This is a genomic window from Enterococcus sp. AZ156 (assembly GCF_051714165.1).
Lineage (GTDB): Bacteria > Bacillota > Bacilli > Lactobacillales > Enterococcaceae > Enterococcus_B > Enterococcus_B pernyi.
On sequence record NZ_JBIORI010000001.1, the window covers coordinates 1,387,007 to 1,411,492 of the forward strand.

General features: G+C 39.4%; 22 protein-coding genes and 1 other RNA gene. 17 read left to right on the forward strand and 6 right to left on the reverse strand.

Going from position 1 to position 24,486, the window contains the following annotated elements; translation table 11 throughout:
• The first annotated feature begins 71 nt into the window (after nucleotides 1-71).
• The 4 genes from IGJ95_RS06625 to IGJ95_RS06640 all read left to right on the forward strand — a co-directional run bounded on the left by IGJ95_RS06625 (nucleotide 72) and on the right by IGJ95_RS06640 (nucleotide 4,576).
• Nucleotides 72-3,032: an InlB B-repeat-containing protein gene (locus tag IGJ95_RS06625; protein WP_438761587.1), complete on the forward strand. Its 2,961-nt coding sequence runs from the start codon at nucleotides 72-74 to the stop codon at nucleotides 3,030-3,032.
• A 129-nt stretch (nucleotides 3,033-3,161) separates the two neighbouring features.
• Entirely contained in the window at nucleotides 3,162-3,611 is a 450-nt protein-coding gene (locus tag IGJ95_RS06630) for a hypothetical protein (protein WP_371740692.1), read from the forward strand.
• Nucleotides 3,612-3,635: 24 nt separating this feature from the next.
• Nucleotides 3,636-4,199: a hypothetical protein gene (locus IGJ95_RS06635; protein WP_153829870.1), complete on the forward strand. Its 564-nt coding sequence runs from the start codon at nucleotides 3,636-3,638 to the stop codon at nucleotides 4,197-4,199.
• Between the two features lie 5 nt (nucleotides 4,200-4,204).
• A complete protein-coding gene (locus tag IGJ95_RS06640; RefSeq protein WP_438761589.1) occupies nucleotides 4,205-4,576 on the forward strand; it encodes a hypothetical protein in 372 nt (123 codons plus the stop codon).
• Between the two features lie 87 nt (nucleotides 4,577-4,663).
• Here IGJ95_RS06640 and IGJ95_RS06645 read toward each other — a convergent pair whose 3' ends face one another.
• Both IGJ95_RS06645 and recU read right to left on the reverse strand, forming a co-directional pair.
• The gene (locus IGJ95_RS06645) at nucleotides 4,664-7,054 is read right to left on the reverse strand and encodes a PBP1A family penicillin-binding protein (protein ID WP_096081515.1); all 2,391 of its coding nucleotides are present in this window, start codon (nucleotides 7,052-7,054) and stop codon (nucleotides 4,664-4,666) included.
• Nucleotides 7,044-7,685, reverse strand: a complete 642-nt coding sequence (recU, locus tag IGJ95_RS06650; protein WP_010735547.1) for a Holliday junction resolvase RecU — start codon at nucleotides 7,683-7,685, stop codon at nucleotides 7,044-7,046. The genes IGJ95_RS06645 and recU overlap by 11 nt, the downstream gene beginning before the upstream one ends.
• Before the next feature lie 64 nt (nucleotides 7,686-7,749).
• Between recU and IGJ95_RS06655 the strand changes: the two genes are divergently transcribed.
• The 7 genes from IGJ95_RS06655 (at nucleotide 7,750) to IGJ95_RS06685 (ending at nucleotide 13,466) form a co-directional block, all read left to right on the forward strand.
• Nucleotides 7,750-8,289, forward strand: coding sequence for a DUF1273 domain-containing protein (locus tag IGJ95_RS06655; protein ID WP_010735546.1), 540 nt, complete (start codon nucleotides 7,750-7,752; stop codon nucleotides 8,287-8,289).
• Between the two features lie 89 nt (nucleotides 8,290-8,378).
• On the forward strand, nucleotides 8,379-8,792 hold the full coding sequence (gpsB, locus tag IGJ95_RS06660) for a cell division regulator GpsB (protein ID WP_010735545.1): 414 nt from the start codon (nucleotides 8,379-8,381) through the stop codon (nucleotides 8,790-8,792).
• An 18-nt stretch (nucleotides 8,793-8,810) separates the two neighbouring features.
• An RNA gene (gene rnpB / locus IGJ95_RS06665) (RNase P RNA component class B) lies at nucleotides 8,811-9,182 on the forward strand.
• A 297-nt stretch (nucleotides 9,183-9,479) separates the two neighbouring features.
• On the forward strand, nucleotides 9,480-10,649 hold the full coding sequence (locus IGJ95_RS06670; protein ID WP_010735544.1) for a THUMP domain-containing class I SAM-dependent RNA methyltransferase: 1,170 nt from the start codon (nucleotides 9,480-9,482) through the stop codon (nucleotides 10,647-10,649).
• Between the two features lie 180 nt (nucleotides 10,650-10,829).
• Nucleotides 10,830-11,195, forward strand: a complete 366-nt coding sequence (locus tag IGJ95_RS06675) for an ASCH domain-containing protein (RefSeq protein ID WP_438761591.1) — start codon at nucleotides 10,830-10,832, stop codon at nucleotides 11,193-11,195.
• 63 nt (nucleotides 11,196-11,258) lie between these two features.
• The gene (locus tag IGJ95_RS06680) at nucleotides 11,259-12,761 is read left to right on the forward strand and encodes a carboxypeptidase M32 (RefSeq protein WP_153829868.1); all 1,503 of its coding nucleotides are present in this window, start codon (nucleotides 11,259-11,261) and stop codon (nucleotides 12,759-12,761) included.
• A 30-nt stretch (nucleotides 12,762-12,791) separates the two neighbouring features.
• On the forward strand, nucleotides 12,792-13,466 hold the full coding sequence (locus IGJ95_RS06685; RefSeq protein ID WP_077151359.1) for an HD domain-containing protein: 675 nt from the start codon (nucleotides 12,792-12,794) through the stop codon (nucleotides 13,464-13,466).
• 176 nt (nucleotides 13,467-13,642) lie between these two features.
• Here IGJ95_RS06685 and IGJ95_RS06690 read toward each other — a convergent pair whose 3' ends face one another.
• Nucleotides 13,643-13,966, reverse strand: coding sequence for a hypothetical protein (locus IGJ95_RS06690; RefSeq protein ID WP_010735540.1), 324 nt, complete (start codon nucleotides 13,964-13,966; stop codon nucleotides 13,643-13,645).
• A gap of 127 nt (nucleotides 13,967-14,093) precedes the next feature.
• Between IGJ95_RS06690 and IGJ95_RS06695 the strand changes: the two genes are divergently transcribed.
• Together IGJ95_RS06695 and IGJ95_RS06700 are read left to right on the forward strand one after the other, a co-directional pair.
• Nucleotides 14,094-15,239: a VanZ family protein gene (locus tag IGJ95_RS06695; protein WP_153829867.1), complete on the forward strand. Its 1,146-nt coding sequence runs from the start codon at nucleotides 14,094-14,096 to the stop codon at nucleotides 15,237-15,239.
• A gap of 75 nt (nucleotides 15,240-15,314) precedes the next feature.
• Nucleotides 15,315-16,664: a DEAD/DEAH box helicase gene (locus IGJ95_RS06700; protein ID WP_010735538.1), complete on the forward strand. Its 1,350-nt coding sequence runs from the start codon at nucleotides 15,315-15,317 to the stop codon at nucleotides 16,662-16,664.
• A 107-nt stretch (nucleotides 16,665-16,771) separates the two neighbouring features.
• Here the strand turns inward: IGJ95_RS06700 and IGJ95_RS06705 are convergent, their stop codons facing one another.
• Nucleotides 16,772-17,200 carry a GNAT family N-acetyltransferase gene (locus IGJ95_RS06705; RefSeq protein WP_153829866.1) on the reverse strand — a complete coding sequence of 143 codons (429 nt, stop codon included), beginning with the start codon at nucleotides 17,198-17,200 and terminating at the stop codon, nucleotides 16,772-16,774.
• A gap of 359 nt (nucleotides 17,201-17,559) precedes the next feature.
• Between IGJ95_RS06705 and alaS the strand changes: the two genes are divergently transcribed.
• The 3 genes from alaS to IGJ95_RS06720 all read left to right on the forward strand — a co-directional run bounded on the left by alaS (nucleotide 17,560) and on the right by IGJ95_RS06720 (nucleotide 22,145).
• On the forward strand, nucleotides 17,560-20,202 hold the full coding sequence (gene alaS / locus IGJ95_RS06710; protein ID WP_023519610.1) for an alanine--tRNA ligase: 2,643 nt from the start codon (nucleotides 17,560-17,562) through the stop codon (nucleotides 20,200-20,202).
• A gap of 168 nt (nucleotides 20,203-20,370) precedes the next feature.
• The gene (locus tag IGJ95_RS06715; protein ID WP_065095763.1) at nucleotides 20,371-20,967 is read left to right on the forward strand and encodes an ECF transporter S component; all 597 of its coding nucleotides are present in this window, start codon (nucleotides 20,371-20,373) and stop codon (nucleotides 20,965-20,967) included.
• 38 nt (nucleotides 20,968-21,005) lie between these two features.
• A complete protein-coding gene (locus IGJ95_RS06720; protein WP_010735534.1) occupies nucleotides 21,006-22,145 on the forward strand; it encodes a cation diffusion facilitator family transporter in 1,140 nt (379 codons plus the stop codon).
• Nucleotides 22,146-23,076: 931 nt separating this feature from the next.
• Here IGJ95_RS06720 and IGJ95_RS06725 read toward each other — a convergent pair.
• Nucleotides 23,077-23,472, reverse strand: coding sequence for a ribonuclease HI family protein (locus IGJ95_RS06725; protein ID WP_010735533.1), 396 nt, complete (start codon nucleotides 23,470-23,472; stop codon nucleotides 23,077-23,079).
• 75 nt (nucleotides 23,473-23,547) lie between these two features.
• On the opposite strand from IGJ95_RS06725, the gene IGJ95_RS06730 reads away from it, so the two are divergent.
• Complete coding sequence (locus IGJ95_RS06730) at nucleotides 23,548-23,985, forward strand: EbsA family protein (RefSeq protein ID WP_010735532.1); 438 nt, start codon at nucleotides 23,548-23,550, stop codon at nucleotides 23,983-23,985.
• Nucleotides 23,986-24,093: 108 nt separating this feature from the next.
• On the opposite strand, the gene IGJ95_RS06735 is transcribed toward IGJ95_RS06730, so the two are convergent.
• The gene (locus IGJ95_RS06735) at nucleotides 24,094-24,306 is read right to left on the reverse strand and encodes a cold-shock protein (RefSeq protein ID WP_062805278.1); all 213 of its coding nucleotides are present in this window, start codon (nucleotides 24,304-24,306) and stop codon (nucleotides 24,094-24,096) included.
• Nucleotides 24,307-24,486: the final 180 nt, after the last annotated feature.

Below are 24,486 nucleotides of genomic sequence, written 5' to 3' on the forward strand. Positions count from 1 at the left end.
GTTAATTTATAAGAACTCTAACAAAGAAAGAATATTCGCTTGTTGCAACAGCTAAAAGTTAAGGAGTACCAATGAAAAGCAAAATAAATAGTAAAAAAATAATCATCTTAATGACTGTATTAGTGATTCTTTTGACCCATCTACCTTTTCATTTTGCCTATGGATCAGAAACTAGTGAACTTGCACCCGAAAGCCAAAATGATCCAAGTTTAGGAGTAGAGAGAAATGCAACAATCACATTTGAAACAAGCCCTTCAGAAGGTGGTAGACCTAGTTCTATACCTCATATAACTCCGCCAGGGGGAAGTTTATTATACACTATCAGTGCAAATCCGAACCAAGGGTTTCGTTTTGTTCGATGGGAGCTAATCAACGGATGGAATGCTTCGATAGGCAATCTAAATGCAGAAACAACAAGTCTTACTATCTCAACTGGTGGCCCTATAGGACCACCAGTGCATGAGACGATAACGATACGAGCAATATATGAGAGGGTTTACAATTTAACTTTCCAATCTTCTCCAAATGCTGGAGGAAATCCAAGAGCGGATCAAACAATACTGGCACAAGGTGAAACGACCACGATCCATGCCAACGTTTCGAATGGATATCGCTTTGTTCAATGGGAACTTGTTTCTGGAAACACGACTATCGCAAACCGAACGAGTCAAAGTACATTCATTACGATGGGGGCAGGGGATTCGTCCATTCGAGCAGTCTATGAACAAATCACTCATAGTGTGAGTGTGCAGACCAATCCAACGATTGGTGGCAATCCTACGGTTTCAGCTTCATCCGCTGCCCAAGGAGCAACCATCAATTTGAATGCGAATCCAGCTGTCGGATATCGGTTTGACAATTGGCAGTTTCTAACCCAAAACGGAGCGACGATTACAAACAGTAATCTTGCGAATACCAGTTTACGAATGGGTACGGGACCTGTGAGCGTTCAAGCCAATTATGAACGCTTGCAACAAGGCAGTGTCGTCGTAAGGTATGTGGACGAAGAGGGTAATGAGATAGCTCAAAGCGATATTTTAACGGGATTTAGCGGAGAAGCATATCGTACAGAAGCAAAAGAAATCGAAGGGTGGGAATTGCTTGTTGCACCGGAAAATGCAACAGGGGTTTTCACGAATGTTGAGCAAATAGTCACCTATACTTATCGGAAGAACCAGCAGTTATGGGGAACTGTCCCTTGGGAATACGACGAGGCAACGAAAACGATCCATTTGTATGGTGGAATCGGTGGATCGGTCCCAGAAGCGCCATGGAAAAGCCATTCCGAAGTTGAAACGATCATTGTCACCAACGAGGTATTTTTACCGGAAAATAGCGCATCTCTTTTTAACGGGGCAAGACAGTTAGAAAGTATTGAAGGTGTAGGGAATTTTAATACATCTAAGGTCACGAATATGGATGAGATGTTTGCACGTACTTCGGCACTAAAAGAGCTAGATATTAGTCAATGGGATGTGTCTAATGTAACTAGCATGAGTCACACATTTGCTTGGATGACCAATTTAAGAAAGCTAGATGTCAGTCAATGGGATGTGTCAAATGTGACAACGTTGACTCATGCATTTGCGTGGACATCCAACCTTGTTGATATAGATGTTAGTCAATGGAATGTTGGTAAGGTTTCTAGCATGAGCAATTTATTTATGTCTTCCTTTTCGCTAACTGAATTAGACTTGAGCAATTGGGACACAAGAAATAAAGATATCAGGGGCATGTTCTATCTTGCATCAAGACTTTCATCCCTTAAATTAGGAAAAGAAACAGTTATCGGAAATACCAGCTTACGAACTATCGTTCCGACAGCGGAATATACAGGACGATGGGTGCTTGAAGAAAGCTTGGATAGTTCAGTTCGAACAATCACGTTTGAGAATTCAAACGAATTTATGGCAAATTATGACGGAAATCATCCAGGAACTTATGTATGGGAACGTTCTCGTCCGGAAGAATTAGTGGCAGCATTAGAGCCATTAAGTGACCAATCAACAGCAATCACTGGCTGGATGACAGAAGTAACGGATAGTCGAACAATCACTTACCAAAATACAGCGGGACAAACAGTCAGTGTAACTAAAGAATCACCGAGGATCAAGTGGGGAGATTACCAAGATGCAGATCAACGAATACGACAGTTTGAGATACCCTTGGCAGAAAATGAGCGTTTAGCAACAGACACAGAGGTAACGCTCACTGTTGCTAAACCATCCGTCGAAACAACTGGTGATTTGACGATTGACGAAAAGGTAATTAAAGGGATCGACTACACTGCAAAACACTTCACATTAGAACGTAAGAAGTTAGAGGGATTAACCAGTGAAGCAGAACTCCATGAATTGATTCTGAAGGAAAGTCAGGCAACAGCACACGATGTTTTGACACAGGACGATCGCAGTCAGGAAATTAAAATCGTAGCTACGGATTTAACCAAGGATGAAGTGGACGATGGCACGTATTTTGCTACATTTCAAGTAGGAAACAAAGCCTATCAGTTTACAATAGGCTTTGATGTTAGCTCGAAGATCCATCATCTAAAAGTTTCCATACCGACGAAAATGGTGTTCGAATCCCTCTACCAAGGCGAGGAAACTAATCGTGAATTTGTTAGTCCAGATTACGAGATCCGTAATCATTCAGATCTTTCTGTTGATACGTATGTGAATCAGTTCATTGTTGAAGATGATGCAGGGGTCACCTTGTTAAGAGAGGATGAAAATCCTTTAGATCACGCGCCATTGCAAGAAGGACAACCGAAAAACTTCTCTGATATCAAACAACCACTATTGGAATTACAGTTGATGTCTAATGAAACCAAAATTTCTTTATATGGACGAAGAAGTGAACAACGCTTGGCACAAGTTGCACCATACTCAAGTGTCCCTTTCCATTTGACCGGTCGATTTTATGGGCCCTATCCTAAGTGGATCTCGGAAAGTGACAATGAACAAGGGGGCTATTATCAAGATTCATTAGTTCCTACCTATCGTATGATTTTACGATTTGTTCCCAGATAGAGGGCATAAATGTACGAGATAAAAGAATGATAATAACTAGGAGACGTTCAACCAATGAGTAAAACAAAACGAAGGAATCAACAAAAGAAACGACGGAAGAACGGCGTCTTATTATTGTTTGTTTTTTTAATGGTGATGGCTGTTGCTAGTTGGTATTGGTTTAGTCACGAAGGACCCACTCCAGTTATCAGCGCGGATTTGTTACCTGAAATCGGTGATGCGAGTGATCTACGGATTTCTGAGCGTGCGCAAGAACTAGCAGATGCAAATTATTTCACCTTGCAGATCAACCCAGAAGCAGTTTTCGAAAATGGCAGAAGTCGTGGATCGATCGAAATCGTCAATCCTGGCACGAATGTTTATCCGATTGCGGTCGATATCACGATCAATGATACGAAAGAAGTGATTTATTCTTCTGGCGCGATTTATCCCAATCAATTGATTGAAGAGGTGTATTTGAAGCGACCTTTAGAAAAAGGAGAATATCCTGCAACAGCGACAGTCAGTATCTATGATCCAGAAACCAAAGAAAAACAAGGCGTAACCGAAGCAGAAATTAGCATATTGATAAAAAATTAATCCAATTTAAGTGAGGCTACCTAAATGAAAAAAGCAACAAAATTAGTATTAAGCATTCTAACAATTACAGGAGTATGTATTAGTGGAATTACCGCTTTTGCTAGTCCAGTCCAAACCATCGATGGGCGAGAAGGCGCAACTTCTGGAGATATCACTATAAAGGGGATCATCGGTGAATTTGATAATACAAAGCCTGGTCCAAATCCAGAAAATCTCGATCAATGGATCAATGTGACCCTACCGACGACAGCTATTTTCCGGACAACAGAAGAATCTGAGCATAAAAAGATTACTTCTCCGGCTTATCACGTGACGAACCATTCTGCGCTAAGTGTGCGAGCTTCCGTTTCAAATGTGACAGAAGTCAAAGAAATGAGCGAAGTGGATCGACTAATGATCAATACGATCGAATTATTTAAAGACGGAGTTTCGACAGTTGCAGCTACGCCTTTATTCACCTTATCTGGTAATGAGGGGAATCATACGGTTGGTAACTTCCGATTTAGTGGGGATGCGGCACCGAAAAATGCTTCCGTAGAAAGTAATCCGAGTTTTAAACTAGTATTAAATTTTGCAGTAGAGGAATAAAGTAAATGGAAAATCTACTATCAGATAGTAAGATGAGGAAGTCTAGAAGTAAAAAATGGCAAATTTTATCGGTGCTACACATACTTCTTATTATTAGCTTATCCTTTTCCACCATAGTCAAGGCAGAAGAGGTGCAATCCACTCACAATATCAGAGTATCTGGTACGATTGGATCGACTGTTGAAGAAATAAAAGAAGCAAACAAGCATCAGACACTAGTCGCTGATCTTTCTGCGATCACTCAAAAAAAGCTACCCGAAACAGGAACAGTAGTAAATCAACGAATTGTTTTCTTAGGTTATCTGTTGATTGGTATTTCTGGGGGAGTAGTTTGGTTTTCTAGAAAACCAAACTATCCTATTGAATACTTAAAATGATCGATCTAGTAGGGAAATGAGCGTTGAAAAATGACAGAAAACGAGTAAACAAAAAAGCCATCCGCAGAGGATGGCTTTTTTCTATGGTCAATCACTACTGTTTCTAGACGAAGTTCGAGTAGAAGGTGCAGTTCGTGTCCCGCTGTCACCACCAGCAGCATTTGTATCTTCAGAACTTGGCGGCGTAGCAGAGGATTCAGGTGGTGCTTCCTCGCTAGAAGATGCTGGTGGTTCTGTAGAAGGCTCACTGCTTGGTTCAGTTGGTTCACTACTTGGTGGCGTCGACTGTTCAGAGGTACTAGGTTCAGTCGTTGAGCTTGTAGAAGTCTCAGGAACAGTTTCGCTCGTTGAAGAATCTGGAACAGGAGTTACAGGGACGACCGCAGATGAAGAAGGAATCGTCGTTGACGGCACCGTAGCGTTTGAATTGCCAGATGATGATGCATTTCTAAAGAATAATTCACCACCAGAACGGTACAGTCCGTTAGGCATCGTCCAATCCGTATTTGTCACATTTGCAGAGACAAATTTCATCAATTCGCGATAAACATCTGAGGCTACATCTGTTCCAGTGGAAGTGATCGGAGTCATTTTATCATTGTATCCCGTCCACACAGAAATTGCATAATTCGGTGTGTAACCAGCAAATAAAATATCTGGATAAACGCCCGTTGAGGTACCTAACTTAGCATATTCCTCGTCCGTATAATTAGATGTTCCTGTTTTACCTGCTTGGATCAACCCTGGGATTGCGGCATTCGTACCGGTTCCGCGAGTAATCGTATCTTTCAAGATGTCAGTAACCATATACGCTGTCTCTTCAGACATCGCTCTTGTTCCTTCTGGTTCAAACGTTTCTTCAGTGCCATCTTGGAAAACGATCCGATTAACGTATTGTGGTTTATAGTAAGTACCACCGTTTGCTAAGGCAGCGTATGCTGCGGCCATTTTTTCAGAAGAAGCACCGTATTTTGTACCATCTTGTTGTTCAGTATTACTTGAAATCGCATTTGACTGATGGATCGTGCTATATTCGATCCCTAAGCTACTCAAGAATTCTGCGACTTTATCTGCGCCAACTTCATTGAAGAGCTTGACTGCCGGGACGTTTCTTGAAAGGTATAACGCTTGGCGCAAGGTGACCATTCCCATGTAACGGTTGTCCCAGTTCGAAACAGGAATAGAAGTTCCTTCATAATTGTAAGGTGCATCGGCGATCAATTTGCCAGTAGAATAGTTCAATTCTTCAAATGCTGGCGCGTAGTCAGTGATCGGTTTCATGGTTGAACCAAAGTCACGAGAGGTATTAACAGCCAAGTTATTACCTAAAGCGACATCATCCGGAATGTTTCTTCCACCGATCTGCGCGGTGACTTGTCCAGTATTGACATCGATCAACGTAGTGGCAACTTGCATTTGATCATCTGGATATGCAACGTATTGATCTGTATTCACTACATCATATAAGTGTTTTTGGGCATTCAAGTCTAAGTTCGTATAAATATCTAAGCCATCGGTATAGACATTCTTGTCTGTCTTAGCATGGACTTCATTGATGACCTCTTTGACATAATTGTCGACGATCCGTGTGTTAGTGTCTTCTTGGGTTAATTCTTGTAACCCATCCGTGATCGGTGTGTTGATCGCTGTATTGTACTCTGTTTGAGAGATTTTTTCGTTTTGGAGCATCGTGTACAAGACAGTGTCACGACGTTTTTTTGCTTGCTCTGGAAACTGGTAAGGATCATAAGCTGACGGTGCTTGAGGCATTCCTGCTAAAAGCGCGGTTTGCGGTAAATTCAATTCGCTTAATGTTTTTCCAAAGTAAGATTGAGCCGCTGTTTCCATGCCATAAAGACCGTTAGACATATAGACTTTATTGACATAATAGGTCAATATCTCTTGTTTTGATTTCGTTTGTTCCAGTCTGACAGCCATCCAAGCTTCTTGGGCTTTACGTCTGATTGTTTGGTCTTCGGTACTAGTTGAGAAGAAAGAGAGCTTGATCAGCTGCTGAGTCAACGTACTACCACCCTGTAAACCACCAGATGTAAAGTTGGATAATGCGGCACCGATGATCCGAACAGGATCGACACCGATATGTTTGTAAAATCTTCGGTCTTCGACTGAAACGATGGCATCTTCAAGTGTCTTTGGCAGTTCGTTGGCAGAAATTTTCTCTCTTTTTTCCGCCCCTAGATCCTCAAACAACTCGCCATCTTTTGTATAAAGTTTTGACGAAACTGTTGCATCCAGTTTTTCGTCGGTCAAAGCAGGAGCATCTTTGGCATAAAACCAAAAAAGTCCGACCCCTGCGAGAAAAGCGACACAGATCAAGGAAAGACCAATTAAAAGAATACGTGTGATCAATCCTTTTCGATCTTTTCCAGTGCCTTTTTTCGTTGATTGTTTTCCTCTTTTCTTTGGAGAAGAAGAGGAGGTGCTTCTTTTAGAAGATCTCGTTTGATTAGTTGGCATTCTTTGGTTCTCCTTCATTAGATTCTAAGTACTGGTCGATTGCTTGCAAGTATGGAACACGAGGGGCAAAGCCACTTGGAATCTCGATTCCTAATTCTTCGATCAATGAAAGCGGCAAGGATTTTCTTCCTTGTGTCTGTTGTTCGTGCCAATAGTGGATTAAATGTGTACTATCTAAATAAAAACAACGCTGTAAGGTAGAAAACCATAAAAGGACAAAACAGATTCCTCCTTGTTTTTGACAAGCTTCCATATGTGAGATTTGATGGGGATGAAAATTTTTAAATGGAAATGAAGTTTTGTTTTTTGTCTCTTTTGCTTCAAAATCCAAATAGAAACCTCGATAGACACCGTTATAATCAGTTGTGGAAGCTTGTGTAAAATAAGCTTCTTTAATGACAGCGGCACTACGTCGAGGGTAGTCAACTTTTACGATTTGAACCGGTGTTGGCTTTTTATGGATAACGGCCATTTGATGTGCCAGGTAATACTCGTTGCTTTCATTGATGGCTTCTTCAAATCGCATCCCGCGATTGCCAAACTCCGTATTTGGGTTCCTTTTTACTTGTTTTTTTTCTTTGGACGAGGCATCCTTGATATAAGGACGGCCATTTGGATAGCGTAAAACCATGATCGAATCACTCTCCTAGGCCACATTATAGCAAAAAAGCACAGAGAAAGAAAAGGAAACTGGAATGGATACAATAAAAGTAATGTATATCTCTGGTTATCGCAGTTTTGAATTAGGCATATTCAAAGATAATGACCCTAAAATGACAGTTATTAAAAAAGTTTTAAAAAATGAATTGACTCAATTAGTGGAAGAAGGATTGGAATGGGTGATCATCAGCGGTAACTTAGGTGTCGAATTATGGGCAGGTGAAGTCGTCGCTGAAATGAAGACGGATTATCCAGAATTGAAGCTTGGGATCATTTATCCGTTTGCAGAGTTTGGCAATGGTTGGAATGAGAACAATCAGGAAAAGAAAAGACTGGTAGAACAGCTTTCTGACTATCGTGAGTCGGTGAGTCATCAACCCTATCAATCACCAAGTCAACTAAGGAATCATACCCAATTTATTCTACAACACACAGACGGGACCCTATTGATTTATGATCCAGAATATCCTGGAAAAACAGACTATTTTTTTAAGGATGCACAAAAATATCAAGGGAGTCATCCTTATGAGATTCGAACCGTCAGCATGGATGATTTGCAAAATTTTAGTGAATAAAATAATATATTGTTTGATTTATCAAGTCTTTTCCGATACAATAAAAAAGTAGAAACGTTAATACGTAAATGAGAACTAGAGGTGTAAATATGGCGAATTTGATTTATAGTCCTAAAGACATTTTACAACAAGAATTCAAAACAAAAATGCGCGGATATGATCCGATCGAAGTGGACGAATTCTTAGACAATATTATCAAAGATTATGAGAATTACAGCAAACAACTCCTTGCTTTACAAGAAGAAAACGATAAATTAAGTGCAAAAGTCGCTCAATTATCGAAAAACCAAGGAGCAGCTCCAAGTCGTGCACAACAAACAGAAACTCCGAAAAGTGCGGCAGTAACAAATTTTGATATTTTAAAACGTCTATCAAATCTTGAACGTGAAGTATTTGGTAAAAAATTAGATGCACAAGCAGGAAATGTACCACCAGTAACACCTAATCCAAACAACTATACAACAACAAACGAACATGACAATGAAGCAACACGTCAGTTTTAAGCAATGAATCGATTTGTGGTTTTCGGGTAATCGCGGTCTGGCTTTGACCAGACTGAGGAAAGTCCATGCTCGCACAGGCTGTGATGCCTGTAGTGTTCGTGCTTAGCGAAAAAATAAGCTAAGGTACTCTTTTTAGAGTAACGGCAGGAAAACAAGCTAAGGTTTCGGCTATGCTTCAGTATCCTTGAAAGTGCCACAGTGACGAAGCGAACGAGGAAACTTGTTCGGTGGAACGCGGTAAACCCCTCGAGCGAGCAACCCAAACAACGGTAGGGGCGCTTTTTGTCGGGGAATCAGAACGAGACAAAAGGGCAGTTGATCTGCAGATAGATGGTTACCGCTTTGTTTTTTCTCCCTGGAAAAACAAAGTACAGAACATGGCTTATAGAAAACCACATCTTCAGGGAATAAATCGTTAGGCGAATAACAGCCTACAAAATCAGTACTAACAATAGCTTTTTCCTACGTCAAGCCTTTTCACATAGAAAAGATCGGATGTAGGGGATTTAGAAGAGGGTGTGACGGAAGCGCACAGCTCCAAGAATTAAGCAGCAACATACGAAAATAGCTTATCGTATTTTTGGGTGTTGTTGCTTATTTTCTAAGGGCTGCTTCTGCCACACCATTTGTTTGATTATAGAGGACGAAGATCATCATGCCTCTTTTTTGATTGATAAGGAGAATACAATGGATAAAAATAGAGAATTCAATTTAATAGCGACAGCGGCAAGCGGGCTAGAAGCATTAGTAGGAAAAGAACTGAGAGATCTTGGCATCGAGTGCCAAGTCGAAAATGGTCGTGCGCGTTTCAAAGGGACGATGGAAACGATTGCTACAACCAATCTATGGTTACGTACAGCAGATCGTATCAAGATCGTCGTGGGTGAATTTGATGCCCGTACGTTTGATGAATTATTCGAGCAAGTCAAAGCGTTACCATGGGAAGATTACCTTCCATTAGACGCCTCTTTCCCGGTTGCAGGAAAATCGATCAAATCGACGCTTTATAGTACACCAGACTGTCAAGCCATCACTAAGAAAGCAATTGTTGAAAGACTACGTACGTATTATCATCGTCCGTCTACTGTGCCATTGACAGAAACCGGTGCACATTTCCAACTAGAAGTTGCTTTACTAAAAGATCATGTGTTAGTGACCCTTGATACAACTGGTCCAAGTTTGTTCAAACGCGGTTATCGCTTAGAAAAAGGTGGTGCCCCATTAAAAGAAAATATGGCAGCAGCTTTAGTGATGTTGACGAACTGGCGAAAAGATCGTCCGTTTTATGATCCCGTTTGTGGTTCAGGAACACTGTGTATCGAAGCTGCACTGATCGGTCATAATATCGCCCCTGGTTTCAATCGTGAATTTGTGTGTGAGACGTGGGATTGGTTCGATCCGGCTATCATGGAAAAAGTTCGTGCAGCAGCAGAAGAACAGGCAGATTATGATATCGAATTAGATATCACTGGATCTGATATCAATGGTCAATTGATCGGTATCGCCAGAGCCAATGCGGAAGAGATCGGTTTAGGAGATTCCATCACTTTCCAACAACGGGCAGTGAAGGACTTCAAAACGGAAAAAGAATACGGCGTGATCGTTGCTAATCCCCCTTATGGTGAACGCTTAGGTGAAGAAGAGTCTGTTCGTCGTCTCTACAAAGAAATGGGTGAGGTCTTCCGACCATTGAAAACGTGGAGTAAGTACATCTTGACAAGTGATTTGGCATTTGAAGAATTTTACGGACAAAAAGCAACAAAAAAACGTAAATTATACAATGGTGCATTGCGCACAGATCTGTTCCAATATTGGGGAACTCGGCCACCAAGAAAAGAACGGACTGAAAACGAATAACTAGGATATAAGTATGGACACCTAAAAACCATGGTTGGGACTTTAAGACCTTTGACCCTATGATTTTTGGAGGAATTCAAAATGAATGAACAAGCAAAAAAGTATTGGAAAGAGTTTTGGCAAGGTGAATTCCCTCCAACAAATGTTACGGCAGAGCAGTGGGGTTAGGAAGGGACACCGATGGCAGATGAATTGGCGGACTTGATTTTAAAGGGGATCAAAACGGCGTCATGTTCATCATACGATGAATGCCTGTATTACGATGAATCCCCGTTGTCTAAAATCGGCAGTTATACCATTGTTTTAAATAGTAAAGACGAACCTGTAGGCATCATAAAATATACAGATATGACGATAATGCCAATGAATGAAGTAACAGAAGAAATTGCCCGTGCTGAGGGTGAGGGTGATTTGAGTTATGATTACTGGTATAAAGTTCATAAAAAATTTTTTAGGGAGTTAATGCCCCAAATTGGAAAAGAATTTTATGAAGAGATGCCCCTGGCTGTTGAACGGTTTGAATTAATCAACGCAAAGGAAATGTAGTAAAAGTAAGTGAGCGATAACTATTGGATAAATGATAACTAGGATAAGTTGGAGGATTTTTGGATGAATGAAAAGGAATTTTTGAAAGAAGTCAAAGAAATCGATTTAATGAGTCAAGCGTTAACAGTATTGGACTGGGATATCCAAACAGGTATGCCAGAAAAATCAAGTGAAGAACGCAGTGAAGTCAACAGTTATTTATATGGGCTATATTTCTCAAAAAAAGTCGGACCGAAAATCGCAGAAGCAATCGAATACTTCTCTGCGCACCCTGACGAGTTGTCTGAACTTGGAAAAACGGTTTTTGAGAAAGTCAAAGAAGACTATGAATTAGAGCATAAAGTTCCGGAAGACTTGATGATTGCTTTAACTTCTGCGACTTCTAAAGCCCACACAAAATGGCAAGAATCGCGTGAATCAAAACAATTTGCTGATTTTGAATCCGCGTTATCTGAAAACATCAAGATCACAAAACAATTGATTCCATATTGGCGTAAAGAGGAGAAAACAGACTATGATGTGCTGTTGAATCAATACGAACCAGGCATGACCGTAGAGATCTTAGATCAAGTATTTGATCAAGTCAAAGAAGGTATTATGTCCATCCGTCAAGCCTTAGTCGAAAAAGGAACAGCACCTGAGACGGATTTTCTTTCACGTAAAATGACGAAGGAACAACAAAAACGTTTTGTAGTCGGTGTGATCAAACAGTTAGGATATGATTTTTCTAGAGGTCGCTTAGATGACACGATCCATCCATTTATGATCGGGATCAATCGTAATGATGTCCGCATCACGACACGTTGGAATGAAGAGGACTTCAAAATGGCAACGTTTGGAGTGATCCATGAAGCCGGACACGGGATGTATGAACAAAATATTGATGAAAAATATACGTATACACCAGTTGGTGAAGGTACTTCGATGGGCATCCATGAGTCGCAATCACTTTTCAATGAAATCATTGTCGGCAGCAACCGTAGTTTCTGGGAAAAACAGTACCCATTCTTCCAAGAGTGTGCTGAAGGAACCTTTGATGATATTTCTTTTGATGATTTCTATCGTTCATTACAGTATACAAAAGCAAGCTTGATTCGGATCGAAGCAGACAGTTTGACGTATCCATTACACATCATTATACGTTATGAGATCGAAAAAATGATGTTCAATGAAGGGTTAGAAGTTGAGAAATTACCAGAAGTATGGAACCAAAAATATGAAGAGTATTTAGGTATCCGTCCAACAAACGATTTAGAAGGAATCTTACAAGATGTCCATTGGTCAGGTGCAAGTTTTGGTTACTTCCCATCTTATGCGTTAGGATTCATGTATGCTGCACAATTATTACATGCAATGAAAAAAGATATCGCTATTGATGAGATTTTGGCTTCTGATGATTACTCACCGATCAAAGAGTGGATGACAGAAAAAATCCATCAGTACGGCGCATCAAGAAAACCAAATCAATTGATTCAAGATGCGACAGGAGAAGCATTGAATCCGCAGTACTTGATCGATTTTATGCGAAAACTTTACTTTAGCGTTTATGGTGTTGAAGAAGTCTAAAAAATTCTCAAATAGAAGGTGAAAGCGGCAGTGGATAAATTAAATGAGATTGCTAACTACAGCATGGCACAATTGTCTTTGGATCGTTCAGGACATGGGGTGGACCATACGAATCGGGTAGTCGAACTTTCCCGACAAGTCCTTGAGACACTACCACAAGCCGATTCTTTTATCACGCTGGCAGCGGCATATCTACATGATACGATCGATGATAAAGTGGTCGAAGATGAAGAGCAAGCGAAAGAAGGACTCAGAGTCTTTTTGGCAAACATCAGAGTTGCAGAATCAGAGATTCATCAAATCTTTCATATCATCGAAAATATGTCTTTTTCAAAAAGTTTGTCTGATAACGTCAAATTGTCCTTAGAAGGTAAGATCGTACAGGATGCAGATCGCTTAGAGGCGTTAGGTGCGATGGGTATCTTACGTACGGCATATTATGGAGGACATAAGGGGCATCCGATTTTTGACCCAGTTATCCAGCCAATCAATTATACGAACAAACAAGAGTATCGTAAAGGCTCGACAGTTATCAATCATTTTTATGAAAAATTGTTGTTATTGCCAGATCAAATGAATACGGAGTATGCGAAACAAGAAGCAAAACGACGTGAAGCGTTTATGCGTGAATTTCTAGAGGAGTTCTACAAAGAATGGTTTGTCGGCGATGATTCACTTGCTGCACAAACTTGGCGTAACCGATAATTAAATCGACATGTCTGAGCCATTCGACCTCTCGCGCCATCTAAAACAAATAAACGGCGGAAACAGAAGGAAGTTCTTCGTAAAATAAGGCGTCATCCACAAAAAGTTGAAAAACAATTTTCGTGGATGACGCCTTATTTTTTGAGGTTAAACACTTCTGTTTCGATCTCGTCTTTCTATTTGTTTTTTCGAATTTGCTTGATCCTTAACAATGCTCGGAAGATATTCAACAAAAATAATAAAGTAGCAATTCCAATCGGTACCCAGATCAAATAGACAGAATAGCCAAGTTCTGCAGAAAGTTCTGCACTTGAAGAATGTGAAAGCTCAGAGACTGCTTGTTGCCATGTCTGTAAGTTGAAAACAAGCATAAAGCCTGCGATGATCAATAGAATAAAGCCTAAGTAATGGATCGATGTCCGCTTACGAATCAATGCAAAGACTAAATAGAGAATAAGTAAAAATGCTGGAACACCAAATACAAAATAAATATTAAGCAAAATGAATCGCCTCCTCATAATAATCATACTTCAATTGATAGGAATTTAAAAATAATTTAGTCATTACTTGCATTCTTTTCACCAATATTGCTAAGATAACTGTATTCAAAGGAGGTCTTTTTGTTTTATGGCAAGTTATATCGAGCCGATTCGTTTTGCGTTGATTGTCTTTCCTTTTCTTGCATTGGCGATTTCTGCTATCTTTTTTATTTATGAATACCGAAAGTATGGAACGTTTCTCCTAACTAGAGCGGTCATTTTATATTCATTTGTCTTTTATCTATTATGTGCTTACTTTTTAGTGATTTTACCTTTACCTACTAAGGATGCTGTTGCGAAAATGACAGGTCCAAAAATGGAATTACACCTATTTGCGTCTTGGGAGAACTTCAGAGCGAATACAGTCCTCGTGTTGTCCGATCCGAGTACTTATTTACCTGCGATGCGACAAAGTGTTTTTTTAGAGCCATTATTCAATGTCTTTTTACTCTTACCTTTTGGCATCTATTTAAGGTATTATTTCCGACTATCCTTCGTCAAAACGGTCATTGCAAGTTTCTGTCTCTCCCTATTTTTTGAGTTGACACAATTAACCGGTCTTTACTTTATCTATCCACATCCGTATCGATTATTCGATGTCAATGATTTACTGACCAATACATTTGGCGGAATGCTTGGCTATCTTGTGACGCCAATCTTTACGTTTATGTTGCCAACAAGAGCGAGAATGGATGAAGTATCTTATGAAAAAGGCAAGACAGTCTCTTTGACACGCCGTCTGGTTGCCTATTTGATCGATTGGTTTTTCTTATCTATTTGTACGTCGATCATCGGAGTGGTTGCCGGATTGTCGATTGGAAGTAGCGAGTTCACCTCCTATAGTTGGTGGTTGTTCGTGCAAGTCTTTCTCTATTTCATGCTTCTTCCTGTCTTTACAAATGGTCGAACACTTGGGAAAAAAATCGTCCGGATCAAGCTTGTTGAAGATGGGAGGGAACGAATCAGATTTCGTGCATTGTTCATTCGATATGCGTATCTCTATTTCTTATTTTATGAGCTAGGCTGGTTGAGCCAATTAGTTGGTCCAGTCATCAATCAAGCGACTGGTGTCACACAGATGAGTGCAGTATTCATTTTCTTATGTACCTTGGTTGCACAGTTCATCTTCGGCCTGAATCTATTCTTATCTTTTATTCGCAAAAAGAGAGTTTTATTCTATGAGAAAGCGAGTCATACTTATACGATCAGTACGATCAAAGATAGAAAAGCCTGACCTTTTCAAGCAAAATAAGCAAATTTATGGTATAATTCCAAAGTCGTGAAAAATACAAAGAGAAGAGGTGTCGAAATGAGTCATTTTAAACAATTCAATTTTCATCCGTTTATCAACGAAGCGTTAGCAGAAAAAGGGTTCCAACAACCAACAGAAGTGCAAGAACGATTGATTCCTTTGATTTTAAAAGGGAAAAATATCATCGGACAATCACAAACTGGTTCAGGAAAAACGCATACGTTTCTTTTGCCTCTATTTCAAAAAATCAATGCCAATAAAGAAGAAGTCCAAGTGGTGATCACAGCACCAAGTCGTGAACTGGCGACGCAGATCTATGAAGCTGCTGTTCAAATCGCTAAGTTTTCCGATCCGGAGATTCGCGTATCGAATTTTGTCGGCGGAACAGACAAACAACGTCAATTAAATCGCTTGAATCACCAACAACCGCAAATCGTTGTCGGTACACCAGGGCGTATCCTTGACATGATGAATGAGCAAGCTTTAAAGATCCATACAGCCTTTGCGTTCATCGTGGATGAAGCAGATATGACCTTAGATATGGGATTCTTGAATGAAGTTGATCAAATCGCTAGCCGCTTGCCAGAAAAATTACAATTTTTAGTTTTCTCAGCAACGATTCCAGAAAAACTACGCCCATTCTTGCGTAAATATATGGAAAATCCAATCATCGAAGAAATCAAACCAAAAGCAGTGATCTCAGAAGATATCGAGAATTGGTTAGTTTCAACAAAAGGAAAGGATAAGAATCAAACGATCTATCAATTATTGACGATCGGGCATCCTTATTTAGCAATTGTCTTTGCAAATACGAAACAACATGTAGACGAAATCGCTGATTACTTGAAAAACCAAGGCTTGAAAGTAGCGAAGATCCATGGAGATATCACTCCTCGTGAGCGTAAGCGTGTGATGCGTCAAGTGCAAAACTTAGAGTATCAATATGTAGTTGCGACAGACTTAGCTGCTCGTGGTATCGATATCGAAGGCGTTTCTCATGTCATCAATGCGGAGGTTCCAGAAGATCTAGATTTCTTTATCCACCGTGTCGGTCGTACTGGTAGAAATGGCTTAAAAGGAACCGCGATCACTTTATATGCACCAAGTGATGAGCCATTGATCGAAGGCATCGAAAAAATCGGTGTTGTTTTTGAGCCAATGGAAATCAAAAATGGTGAAATCGTTAAAACCTATGACCGTAACCGTCGGACGAAACGTGAAAAATCAAAAGATAGTCTTGACCCAACGCTGATTGGTTTAGTCAAAAAGAAAAAGAAAAAAATCAAACCTGGTTACAAGAAAAAAATTGACTGGGCGATTGCGGAGAAAAATAAAAAAGACCGCAAGATCGAAAGACGTCAACAAACGCGTACAGCCAGAAAAAATAAAAAGAATTCCAACCAATAAGAGCAGTCATGAGCGAATCACGCTGCCCTTGACTTTTAGCCCCAAAAACCTAAATAGGAAATCTATTTTGGGTTTTGGGGCTGATTTTTTTGATTAAACAGTTGATATTAGGAGAGCTGTTTTCGCATCTGTTGACAAAGAATGCCGTCTTCGATCAGTGGGTCTGAAAAACTCTGATAGCCCTGCTTTTCGTAGAAAGGAACGGCGGGAATTTCTGCAATCAAATAAATTTCTTTGAATGCTTCATTTAGTGCTCGCTTTTCTGCCAATTGAAGCATTTCTCTGCCAATCCCACGTTTGCGCCAATCTTTTGCGATACAAAAACGATCAAATTGGATTTGTTCGTCACTTTGTTTTTGGTAACGTAAGGTAGCAATTGGCTGTTCGTTATGGATCATGACAAGGTTTGGGTAATAGGCATCCTTACCGTCAAATTCTAAATGAGCAGGTATTTCTTGCTCTAACACGAATACGTCATAACGTAAAACGTAACTGCTGGCTTTTATCCATTCTTCGGTTCCAAAATACGTTTCCATTGTTTTGCCTCCCTAGGGTTCTTTCCTGATTATAGCAAGGAAAACGTAGACCGCAAACAATGAAAAATCAAAAAGTAGGATTGACAGCATCGCTAAGAATACGTATACTGATAAAGTACAAAAAGGACATAGTTTGTTTTAGACTGACTCACAGAAAATTCTTTCTCGGCTGAAAAAAGAATAGTCACTGTTCAAACTGCTCCCTTTTTCAATTTGATAGAAATATCAACGCGACTCAGCGTTAACGAGTTTAAGAGGTAATGAGTAAACATCATTGCAATCAAGGTGGTACCGCGAGTTTTCGTCCTTGGCTGTAATGGTGTTTTTTGTCGTTTATTATGTAGAAAGAAGGTAAAACAATGAAAAAATTAAGCAGTGCAGAAGTACGTCAAATGTTTTTAGACTTTTTCCAAGAAAAAGGACATACGATCGAACCTAGTGCTTCACTAGTACCGGTCAATGATCCAACCTTATTATGGATCAACTCAGGAGTGGCGACACTAAAGAAATATTTTGATGGATCTGTTGTACCAGACAATCCAAGAATCACGAATGCGCAAAAATCGATTCGTACGAACGACATCGAAAATGTAGGGAAAACTGCACGTCATCATACGATGTTTGAAATGTTAGGGAACTTCTCGATCGGCGATTATTTCAAAGAAGAGGCAATCCACTGGGCATGGGAATTTTTAACAAGTCCAAAATGGATGGCGTTTGATCCTGAGAAATTATATGTCACTGTTTATCCAAAAGATACAGAAGCAAAACGTATCTGGCACGAAGAAGTAGGATTATCTCTTGACCATATCGTGGATGTAGAAGATAACTTTTGGGATATCGGTGCTGGACCATGTGGGCCAGATACAGAGATTTTTTATGATCGTGGCGAAGCCTATAATGACTTGGAAGAAGATGATCCTGAAAACTACCCTGGTGGCGAAAATGAACGTTATCTTGAAATCTGGAACTTAGTATTTTCAGAGTTCAACCACAAACCAGATAATACGTTTGAACCTCTTCCACATAAAAACATTGATACGGGCATGGGCTTGGAACGAATGGTTTCAATCGTTCAAGATGCACCAACCAACTTTGAAACAGATTTATTTATGCCGATCATCCATGCAGTTGAGCAATTGAGCAACAAAGTAAAATACGGTGAGGATGCCTTAACTGATATTTCATATAAAGTAATCGCTGACCATATCCGAGCATTATCCTTTGCAATCGGTGACGGGGCATTGCCTTCAAATGAAGGTCGTGGCTATGTCTTGCGTCGTTTGTTACGTCGAGCAGTCATGCACGGGAAAAAATTAGGGATCGAGCAAGCTTTCTTATACCGTTTAGTGCCTGTTGTTGGCGAAATCATGGAGAGCTACTACCCTGAAGTTTTGGAACAAAAAGAATTCATCGAAAAAGTCGTTCGTATGGAAGAAGAACGTTTCAATGAAACGATCAACGAAGGGCTTGAGATCTTGAACCAAGTGATCAAAGAGGTAAAACAAGCAAACGGAACAACGCTTGCCGGAAAAGATATCTTTAAACTTTACGATACGTATGGATTCCCAGTTGAATTGACAGAAGAAGTGGCGGAAGATGAAGGATTGAATGTCGATCACGCAGGCTTTGAAACAGAAATGCAGGCGCAACGTGATCGCGCGCGTGCGGCTCGTAATACAGAAACATCTATGGGTGTTCAATCTGCTTTATTGACAGATATCAAAGTAGATAGCACATTCATCGGTTATGACCATATTGAATCTGACAGTGAATTACTAGTGATAGTCCAAGACGAAACAATCGTCAGTGAACTATCAGATGGGGAAGCGCAATTGATCTTTGATCAAACACCATTTTATGCTGAAATGGGTGGACAAGTAGCCGATCAAGGTTGGATCATTGATGCCTCTGGTGAAACAGTAGCAAATGTGACTGATGTTCGTAAAGCACCAAATGGACAATTCTTGCATAAAGTAGAAGTCCTTTCTGAGATCAAAGAAGGAAACACCTATCATTTATTGATTGATGAACCAAGACGTAACCGAATCATCAAAAACCATACGGCTACTCACTTATTGCACAAAGCATTAAAAGAAGTATTAGGCGATCATGCCAACCAAGCAGGTTCATTGGTTGCACCAGGTCATTTGCGTTTTGACTTCACACATTTTGGTCAAATCACAAGTGAAGAATTAGCGAAAATGGAACAAATCGTAAACGAAAAAATCTGGGAAGCCATTCCTGTTGAAACGATCGAAACAGACATCGATACAGCGAAAAATATGGGCGCAATGGCATTGTTTGGCGAAAAATATGGCAACGAAGTCCGCGTGGTCAATATCGGCGGTTGGTCGATCGAGTTATGTGGTGGTACGCATGTTGGTAATACCGAAAACATCGGAATCTTTAAAATCGTTTCTGAATCAGGGATCGGTGCAGGGGTTCGTCGGATCGAAGCGGTGACAAGTAAAGAAGCTTATGAATTGTTGGAAAGCGAAGAACAACAACTAAAAGAAGTTGCGGCAATCGTGAAATCACCACAATTGAAAGAAGTCGTAGCTAAAGCAGAACAATTGCAACAACAATTAAGAGAACTACAAAAAGAAAATGAACAATTGGCAAGTAAGTTAGCCAACCAACAAGCAGGAGATATTTTCAAAAATGCAGAGACGATCAATGGTAAAACGATCATCACTGCACAAGTTAAAGTAAAAGACATAAATCAATTACGTCAATTAGCCGATCAATGGAAACAAAAAGCAGTTTCAGATATTCTTGTCTTGGCAAACGAACAAGAAGGTAAAGTCAGCTTGTTAGCAGCAATGACGCCTGAAGCAAATGAAGCAGGTTTAAAAGCTGGCGATTTGATCAAAGCAATCGCACCGAAAGTTGGCGGTGGTGGCGGTGGTCGTCCAGATATGGCGCAAGCAGGTGGAAAAAACCCAGCTGGTATCTCAGACGCATTGACAGAAGCAAAAACATGGTTAGAAAATAAATAGAAGCAAGCGTAGTTTTTTTACTACAAATAAATGGCAAGCGAGTTTGGGATGATTTCCCAAGCTCGTTGCTTTATTTTCATTGGCTCAACGGTTGTTGCTATGTACAAATTTATTGACAAATCAACAAAACGCTATAGGATTAGAGTAAAGCAAACAGGGGGAGATTCAATGAATAGCAAAAATAAAACATTTCGATTAGTACTTCGTGCCATTTTGTTAGCCATCATTATCGTTCAATCAATGATTCCATGGTTAGGCTTTATCCCATTAGGTTTTATTAGCTTGACGATCATCCATATCACAGTAATCGTAGCGGCCGTAGTATTAGGACCGAAAGATGGCATGTTGATCGGCTTGTTCTGGGGAATTGCGACGATCATCCGAGCCTACGCGATGCCAACTACACCGTTCGATACATTGGTTTTTACCAATCCAATCATCTCAGTTGTACCCAGAGTTTTAGTGGGACTAGTGGCTGGCTTAGTATTCCATTGGTTGTATAAGCGTTCCTCTACGATCGTCGTACCGGCTGTTGTAGCTGGGATTCTAGGCTCTCTAGTCAATACGATCCTTGTTTTAGGATTTATGGGCTTATTTTATACGAATGCCACAGCTCAAGCTTATGGTGTCGATGCTTCGGTCTTGTTCAAGACACTTGCTGGGATTGCTGCAATCAATGGGATTCCAGAAGCTATCGGCGCGGGGATCATCACACCATTACTCGCCAAAGCATTATTTGCAGCAACACCTTTAAAACCTGAATGATATAAGACCAGCAATCACAGATAAAAGGAGTCACAAATTTGGCAAAGAAACAAGAAACACTAACAGCAAAAGAACGAACAAAAAAAGCATTGATGGCAGGAGTATGGGGACTGTTAACTAATGTGATCCTATTCGTTGCGAAATTGATGATCGGACTACTCTCTGGAAGTGTGTCGATCATGGCGGATGCCATCAACAGTTTGTCGGATACCGCTTCTTCTGTTTTGACTTTGGTTGGCTTCAAAATCGCGGCAAAACCAGCAGATCCGGAACATCCTTATGGACACGAACGTTTTGAATATATTAGTGGACTATTCGTATCTCTCATCATCACGTATGTCGGATTCCAGTTCTTACACTCCTCAATTGAAAAAATCATCGATCCGGAAAATATTGCCTTATCACCGATCATCTTTTTAGTTTTAGTCTTTTCGATTGCTTTAAAAGTTATTCAGGGACGTATGTACAAGAAAACCGCAAAAATGATCGATTCGGAAACGTTACATGCCACTGCCAAAGACAGTTATAATGATGTATATACGACCTTTGCTGTTTTACTCTCAGCTTCTGTCGAATGGTTGACAGAGTGGCGCGTGGATGGCTATATTGGCTTCTTGTTAGCACTTTACATTTTGTACAGCGGCGTAATGATGTTAAGAGAATTCGTATATGAATTATTAGGGAGCCGTCCTACTGTTGAACAGATCCAGGCGATGGAGGAGCAGCTAAATGGCTATACAAAAATACTCGGTTATCATGACTTGTTAGTGCATAATTACGGACCAAATCAACGTTTTGCTTCAGTTCACGTGGAAGTCGATGATCGGCTAGATTTGAATGAAGCACACAAGATCATGGACATTATCGAAAAGGATTTTAAACGATCATTAGGTGTAGAATTAGTCTGTCATCTAGATCCTGTACCAGTCAACAATGAGAATTATCAAGAGATTCTTAATGAGTTGAAAAAAATCATCAATGAGACAGCAGAAGGTCTGAAAATCCATGATTTCCGCATGATCCATAAAGGACAGATCCTACAATTTGATGTCGTTGTCCCTGAAGGTACGCGATTGTCTGACGAGGAATTAGAACGAATGATGCGTATCCAAATAGAAAAGAGAGTCGGGCAGTATCAATTAGATATCACCTTTGATCATAATTATTTACTTTTCTAAATTGTTGACAAAAAATAATACGCGATGTTTAAATATCTATATGACCTATCTGTCGCGATGAGATTTTGACTAAACTTAAAATAAGCAAAAAACCCGATTATTTAAGATTTCAGGTTTTTTGCTTATTTTAAAACAAATCTTTTAGCCTTTCATTTTGGTTATTAGAAATACTATAATGGATGACAGTAGACTTTTACGTTATATTGTTCTGAAAGACGTATGTGTTTTCTAGGACAAAATAGGATAACCAAAACAGACAATGGCTGCTTCTTCGTTGTACCTACAAATGTTTGACTGAACCTAGATGAAAGTTTTCGCGGATTTGTTCGTCACGCTAAATCGAATTTTGATGGTGAAAGAATCAGAAGAGGCAACTTCTCGTCGGATTTAGACATGGACAAATAGTACATCCGAGGGATAATAAAAGGAAGTGAAAAATTTGGCAGAAAACTAAAAACGAATCCTCTTTTGGAACAGACTTCAATGATAGCTTTTATATCTTATCATGACCCATAAAGACAGCGTTGATAAAATAAACAGAATGATCGATACATATATGGATAGTCAGACTTTTTCAGAAAATACCTTGGAGATTATGAGGTCATGTTAGCTGAATTCGGCGTATGTTAATAGTTGACCAAAATAAAGCAGTCAAAAATTTTGTCGGAATCTAGCTATTAGGACTTATTTATTCTAATCGATAACTGGAAACAATAAACATTTATTTTGCCCTTACAATCTTTGAGTTAGTCCAAATAACAGCGACATAAAATTCTGAATATTTAGCAAATGTTTGAAAGAATCGTGTCTCAACATTTGTTGATCTATTATTATGAATATGTTCTTTTATAGACCGAGACAAAAGAAGAAGTTGACCGTATAAAGTGCTTGCAAATCAAGGTACGATTACTAATTGCTTTGTTCCAATATTTTATAAAAATTTTTGTAAAGCTTGTCTAGCTAGATTATCAGCGCCTTTATTTTTACTTTCAGGTACCCACTGAAGGATCAACATTGAAAAATCTTTTAATAGACTTTGTATTTTTTCTAAATAAGGTAAAAAATCTTTGTTGTTCGTATGATTTTTATCGATAGTTGATACAAGTACTTTACTATCGGAATAGCAGAGAATGATTTCTTCGGTCATCTGTCTATTCTTTAGAATTTCTAAAGTTTTTAAAAAGACTTCAAACTCGGCTTGATGGTTTGAACCAAAGGACAAAGGGATAGACAACTGTTCTTGTTGTTGATCAGCGATTATTAATATTCCTCCACCACTAGGTCCAGGGTTGCCTTTTGTTGATGCGTCAATGTATACTTTTAACATAAGGAAAAACACGCCCTTCAAAAATTGTCGGTTTGACTTATTATACCACTACAGATAAAGACACGAGGTTGAAGAATGAAAAAAAATATTCGCTGGCAGCCCGAAACGGCACAGTCGATCATTTATTGGTCATCAACATTTATTCTATTATTTTTGAGTTTGATTTTATCGTTAGAAAATACAAGGCCTTATTGGAAAAGTAATATTTTAATGGGAATTTTCTTTATTTTTCTTTTGCTAGGATTTCGACGCTCACTAGTTTTAAAGAAAGAGGCAATAAAAATAAAATATGCTGCTTTTTGGAGAGATCGCGACATACCTATCAATGAAATCAAGGAAGTCCACGTACAAAAACGTAAAGTATCTTTATCTCTTGTAAAAGGCAAAGAGCCATTCGTGATTTTCGTCAATCAGAAGGCACAAGGAAAATTGCTTGATCACTTGAAACATCCACATAAACAAACGATCAACACTTCTTCACTGTTAAAGAATACGAATGATTTAGTTGAGTAAAAAATAACAATAGAGACTTTAGCTATTTTTAACTGCACAGAGAGTCGTCTATAATAATAAAAAAGCTATTCCGAAAAACACCGGAATAGCTTATTTTGTTTGATTGGACTAAGCTTGATCATTGATCTTTTTGACATGGGCCGCCTGAATGCCTCGATTACCTTCAATGACGGTAAATTCTACCACTTGGTTTTCTTCAAGTGTTTTGAATCCTTCTTCTTCGATTGCAGTAAAATGTACGAAGATCTCTTCTGTTTCATCATAACTAATAAAGCCATATCCTTTTTTGTTATCGAACCATTTCACCATTCCTGTGGTCAAAACACTCACGACCTTTCTATGTCTGATCATAGCCTATATTATAAAGAGAATTAATAGGTACGTCAAATAAATTAAAAGTCAGTTTTTTTTGTTTTTTTTTACAAGGAAAACAGGTATAATGGATTTAACTTAACAAAATATAATTATTTTTATATATAGTTCGTGAAAAGGGGCGTTTTA

Bases quoted from the DNA above. Each gene is read 5' to 3' on its own strand.
- IGJ95_RS06625 (WP_438761587.1), top strand. From the start codon at position 72: ATGAAAAGCAAAATAAATAGTAAAAAAATAATCATCTTAATGACTGTA.
- IGJ95_RS06630 (WP_371740692.1), top strand. From the start codon at position 3,162: ATGGTGATGGCTGTTGCTAGTTGGTATTGGTTTAGTCACGAAGGACCC.
- IGJ95_RS06635 (WP_153829870.1), top strand. From the start codon at position 3,636: ATGAAAAAAGCAACAAAATTAGTATTAAGCATTCTAACAATTACAGGA.
- IGJ95_RS06640 (WP_438761589.1), top strand. From the start codon at position 4,205: ATGGAAAATCTACTATCAGATAGTAAGATGAGGAAGTCTAGAAGTAAA.
- IGJ95_RS06645 (WP_096081515.1), bottom strand. From the start codon at position 7,054: ATGCCAACTAATCAAACGAGATCTTCTAAAAGAAGCACCTCCTCTTCT.
- recU (WP_010735547.1), bottom strand. From the start codon at position 7,685: ATGGTTTTACGCTATCCAAATGGCCGTCCTTATATCAAGGATGCCTCG.
- IGJ95_RS06655 (WP_010735546.1), top strand. From the start codon at position 7,750: ATGGATACAATAAAAGTAATGTATATCTCTGGTTATCGCAGTTTTGAA.
- gpsB (WP_010735545.1), top strand. From the start codon at position 8,379: ATGGCGAATTTGATTTATAGTCCTAAAGACATTTTACAACAAGAATTC.
- IGJ95_RS06670 (WP_010735544.1), top strand. From the start codon at position 9,480: ATGGATAAAAATAGAGAATTCAATTTAATAGCGACAGCGGCAAGCGGG.
- IGJ95_RS06675 (WP_438761591.1), top strand. From the start codon at position 10,830: ATGGCAGATGAATTGGCGGACTTGATTTTAAAGGGGATCAAAACGGCG.
- IGJ95_RS06680 (WP_153829868.1), top strand. From the start codon at position 11,259: ATGAATGAAAAGGAATTTTTGAAAGAAGTCAAAGAAATCGATTTAATG.
- IGJ95_RS06695 (WP_153829867.1), top strand. From the start codon at position 14,094: ATGGCAAGTTATATCGAGCCGATTCGTTTTGCGTTGATTGTCTTTCCT.
- IGJ95_RS06700 (WP_010735538.1), top strand. From the start codon at position 15,315: ATGAGTCATTTTAAACAATTCAATTTTCATCCGTTTATCAACGAAGCG.
- IGJ95_RS06705 (WP_153829866.1), bottom strand. From the start codon at position 17,200: ATGGAAACGTATTTTGGAACCGAAGAATGGATAAAAGCCAGCAGTTAC.
- alaS (WP_023519610.1), top strand. From the start codon at position 17,560: ATGAAAAAATTAAGCAGTGCAGAAGTACGTCAAATGTTTTTAGACTTT.
- IGJ95_RS06715 (WP_065095763.1), top strand. From the start codon at position 20,371: ATGAATAGCAAAAATAAAACATTTCGATTAGTACTTCGTGCCATTTTG.
- IGJ95_RS06725 (WP_010735533.1), bottom strand. From the start codon at position 23,472: ATGTTAAAAGTATACATTGACGCATCAACAAAAGGCAACCCTGGACCT.
- IGJ95_RS06730 (WP_010735532.1), top strand. From the start codon at position 23,548: ATGAAAAAAAATATTCGCTGGCAGCCCGAAACGGCACAGTCGATCATT.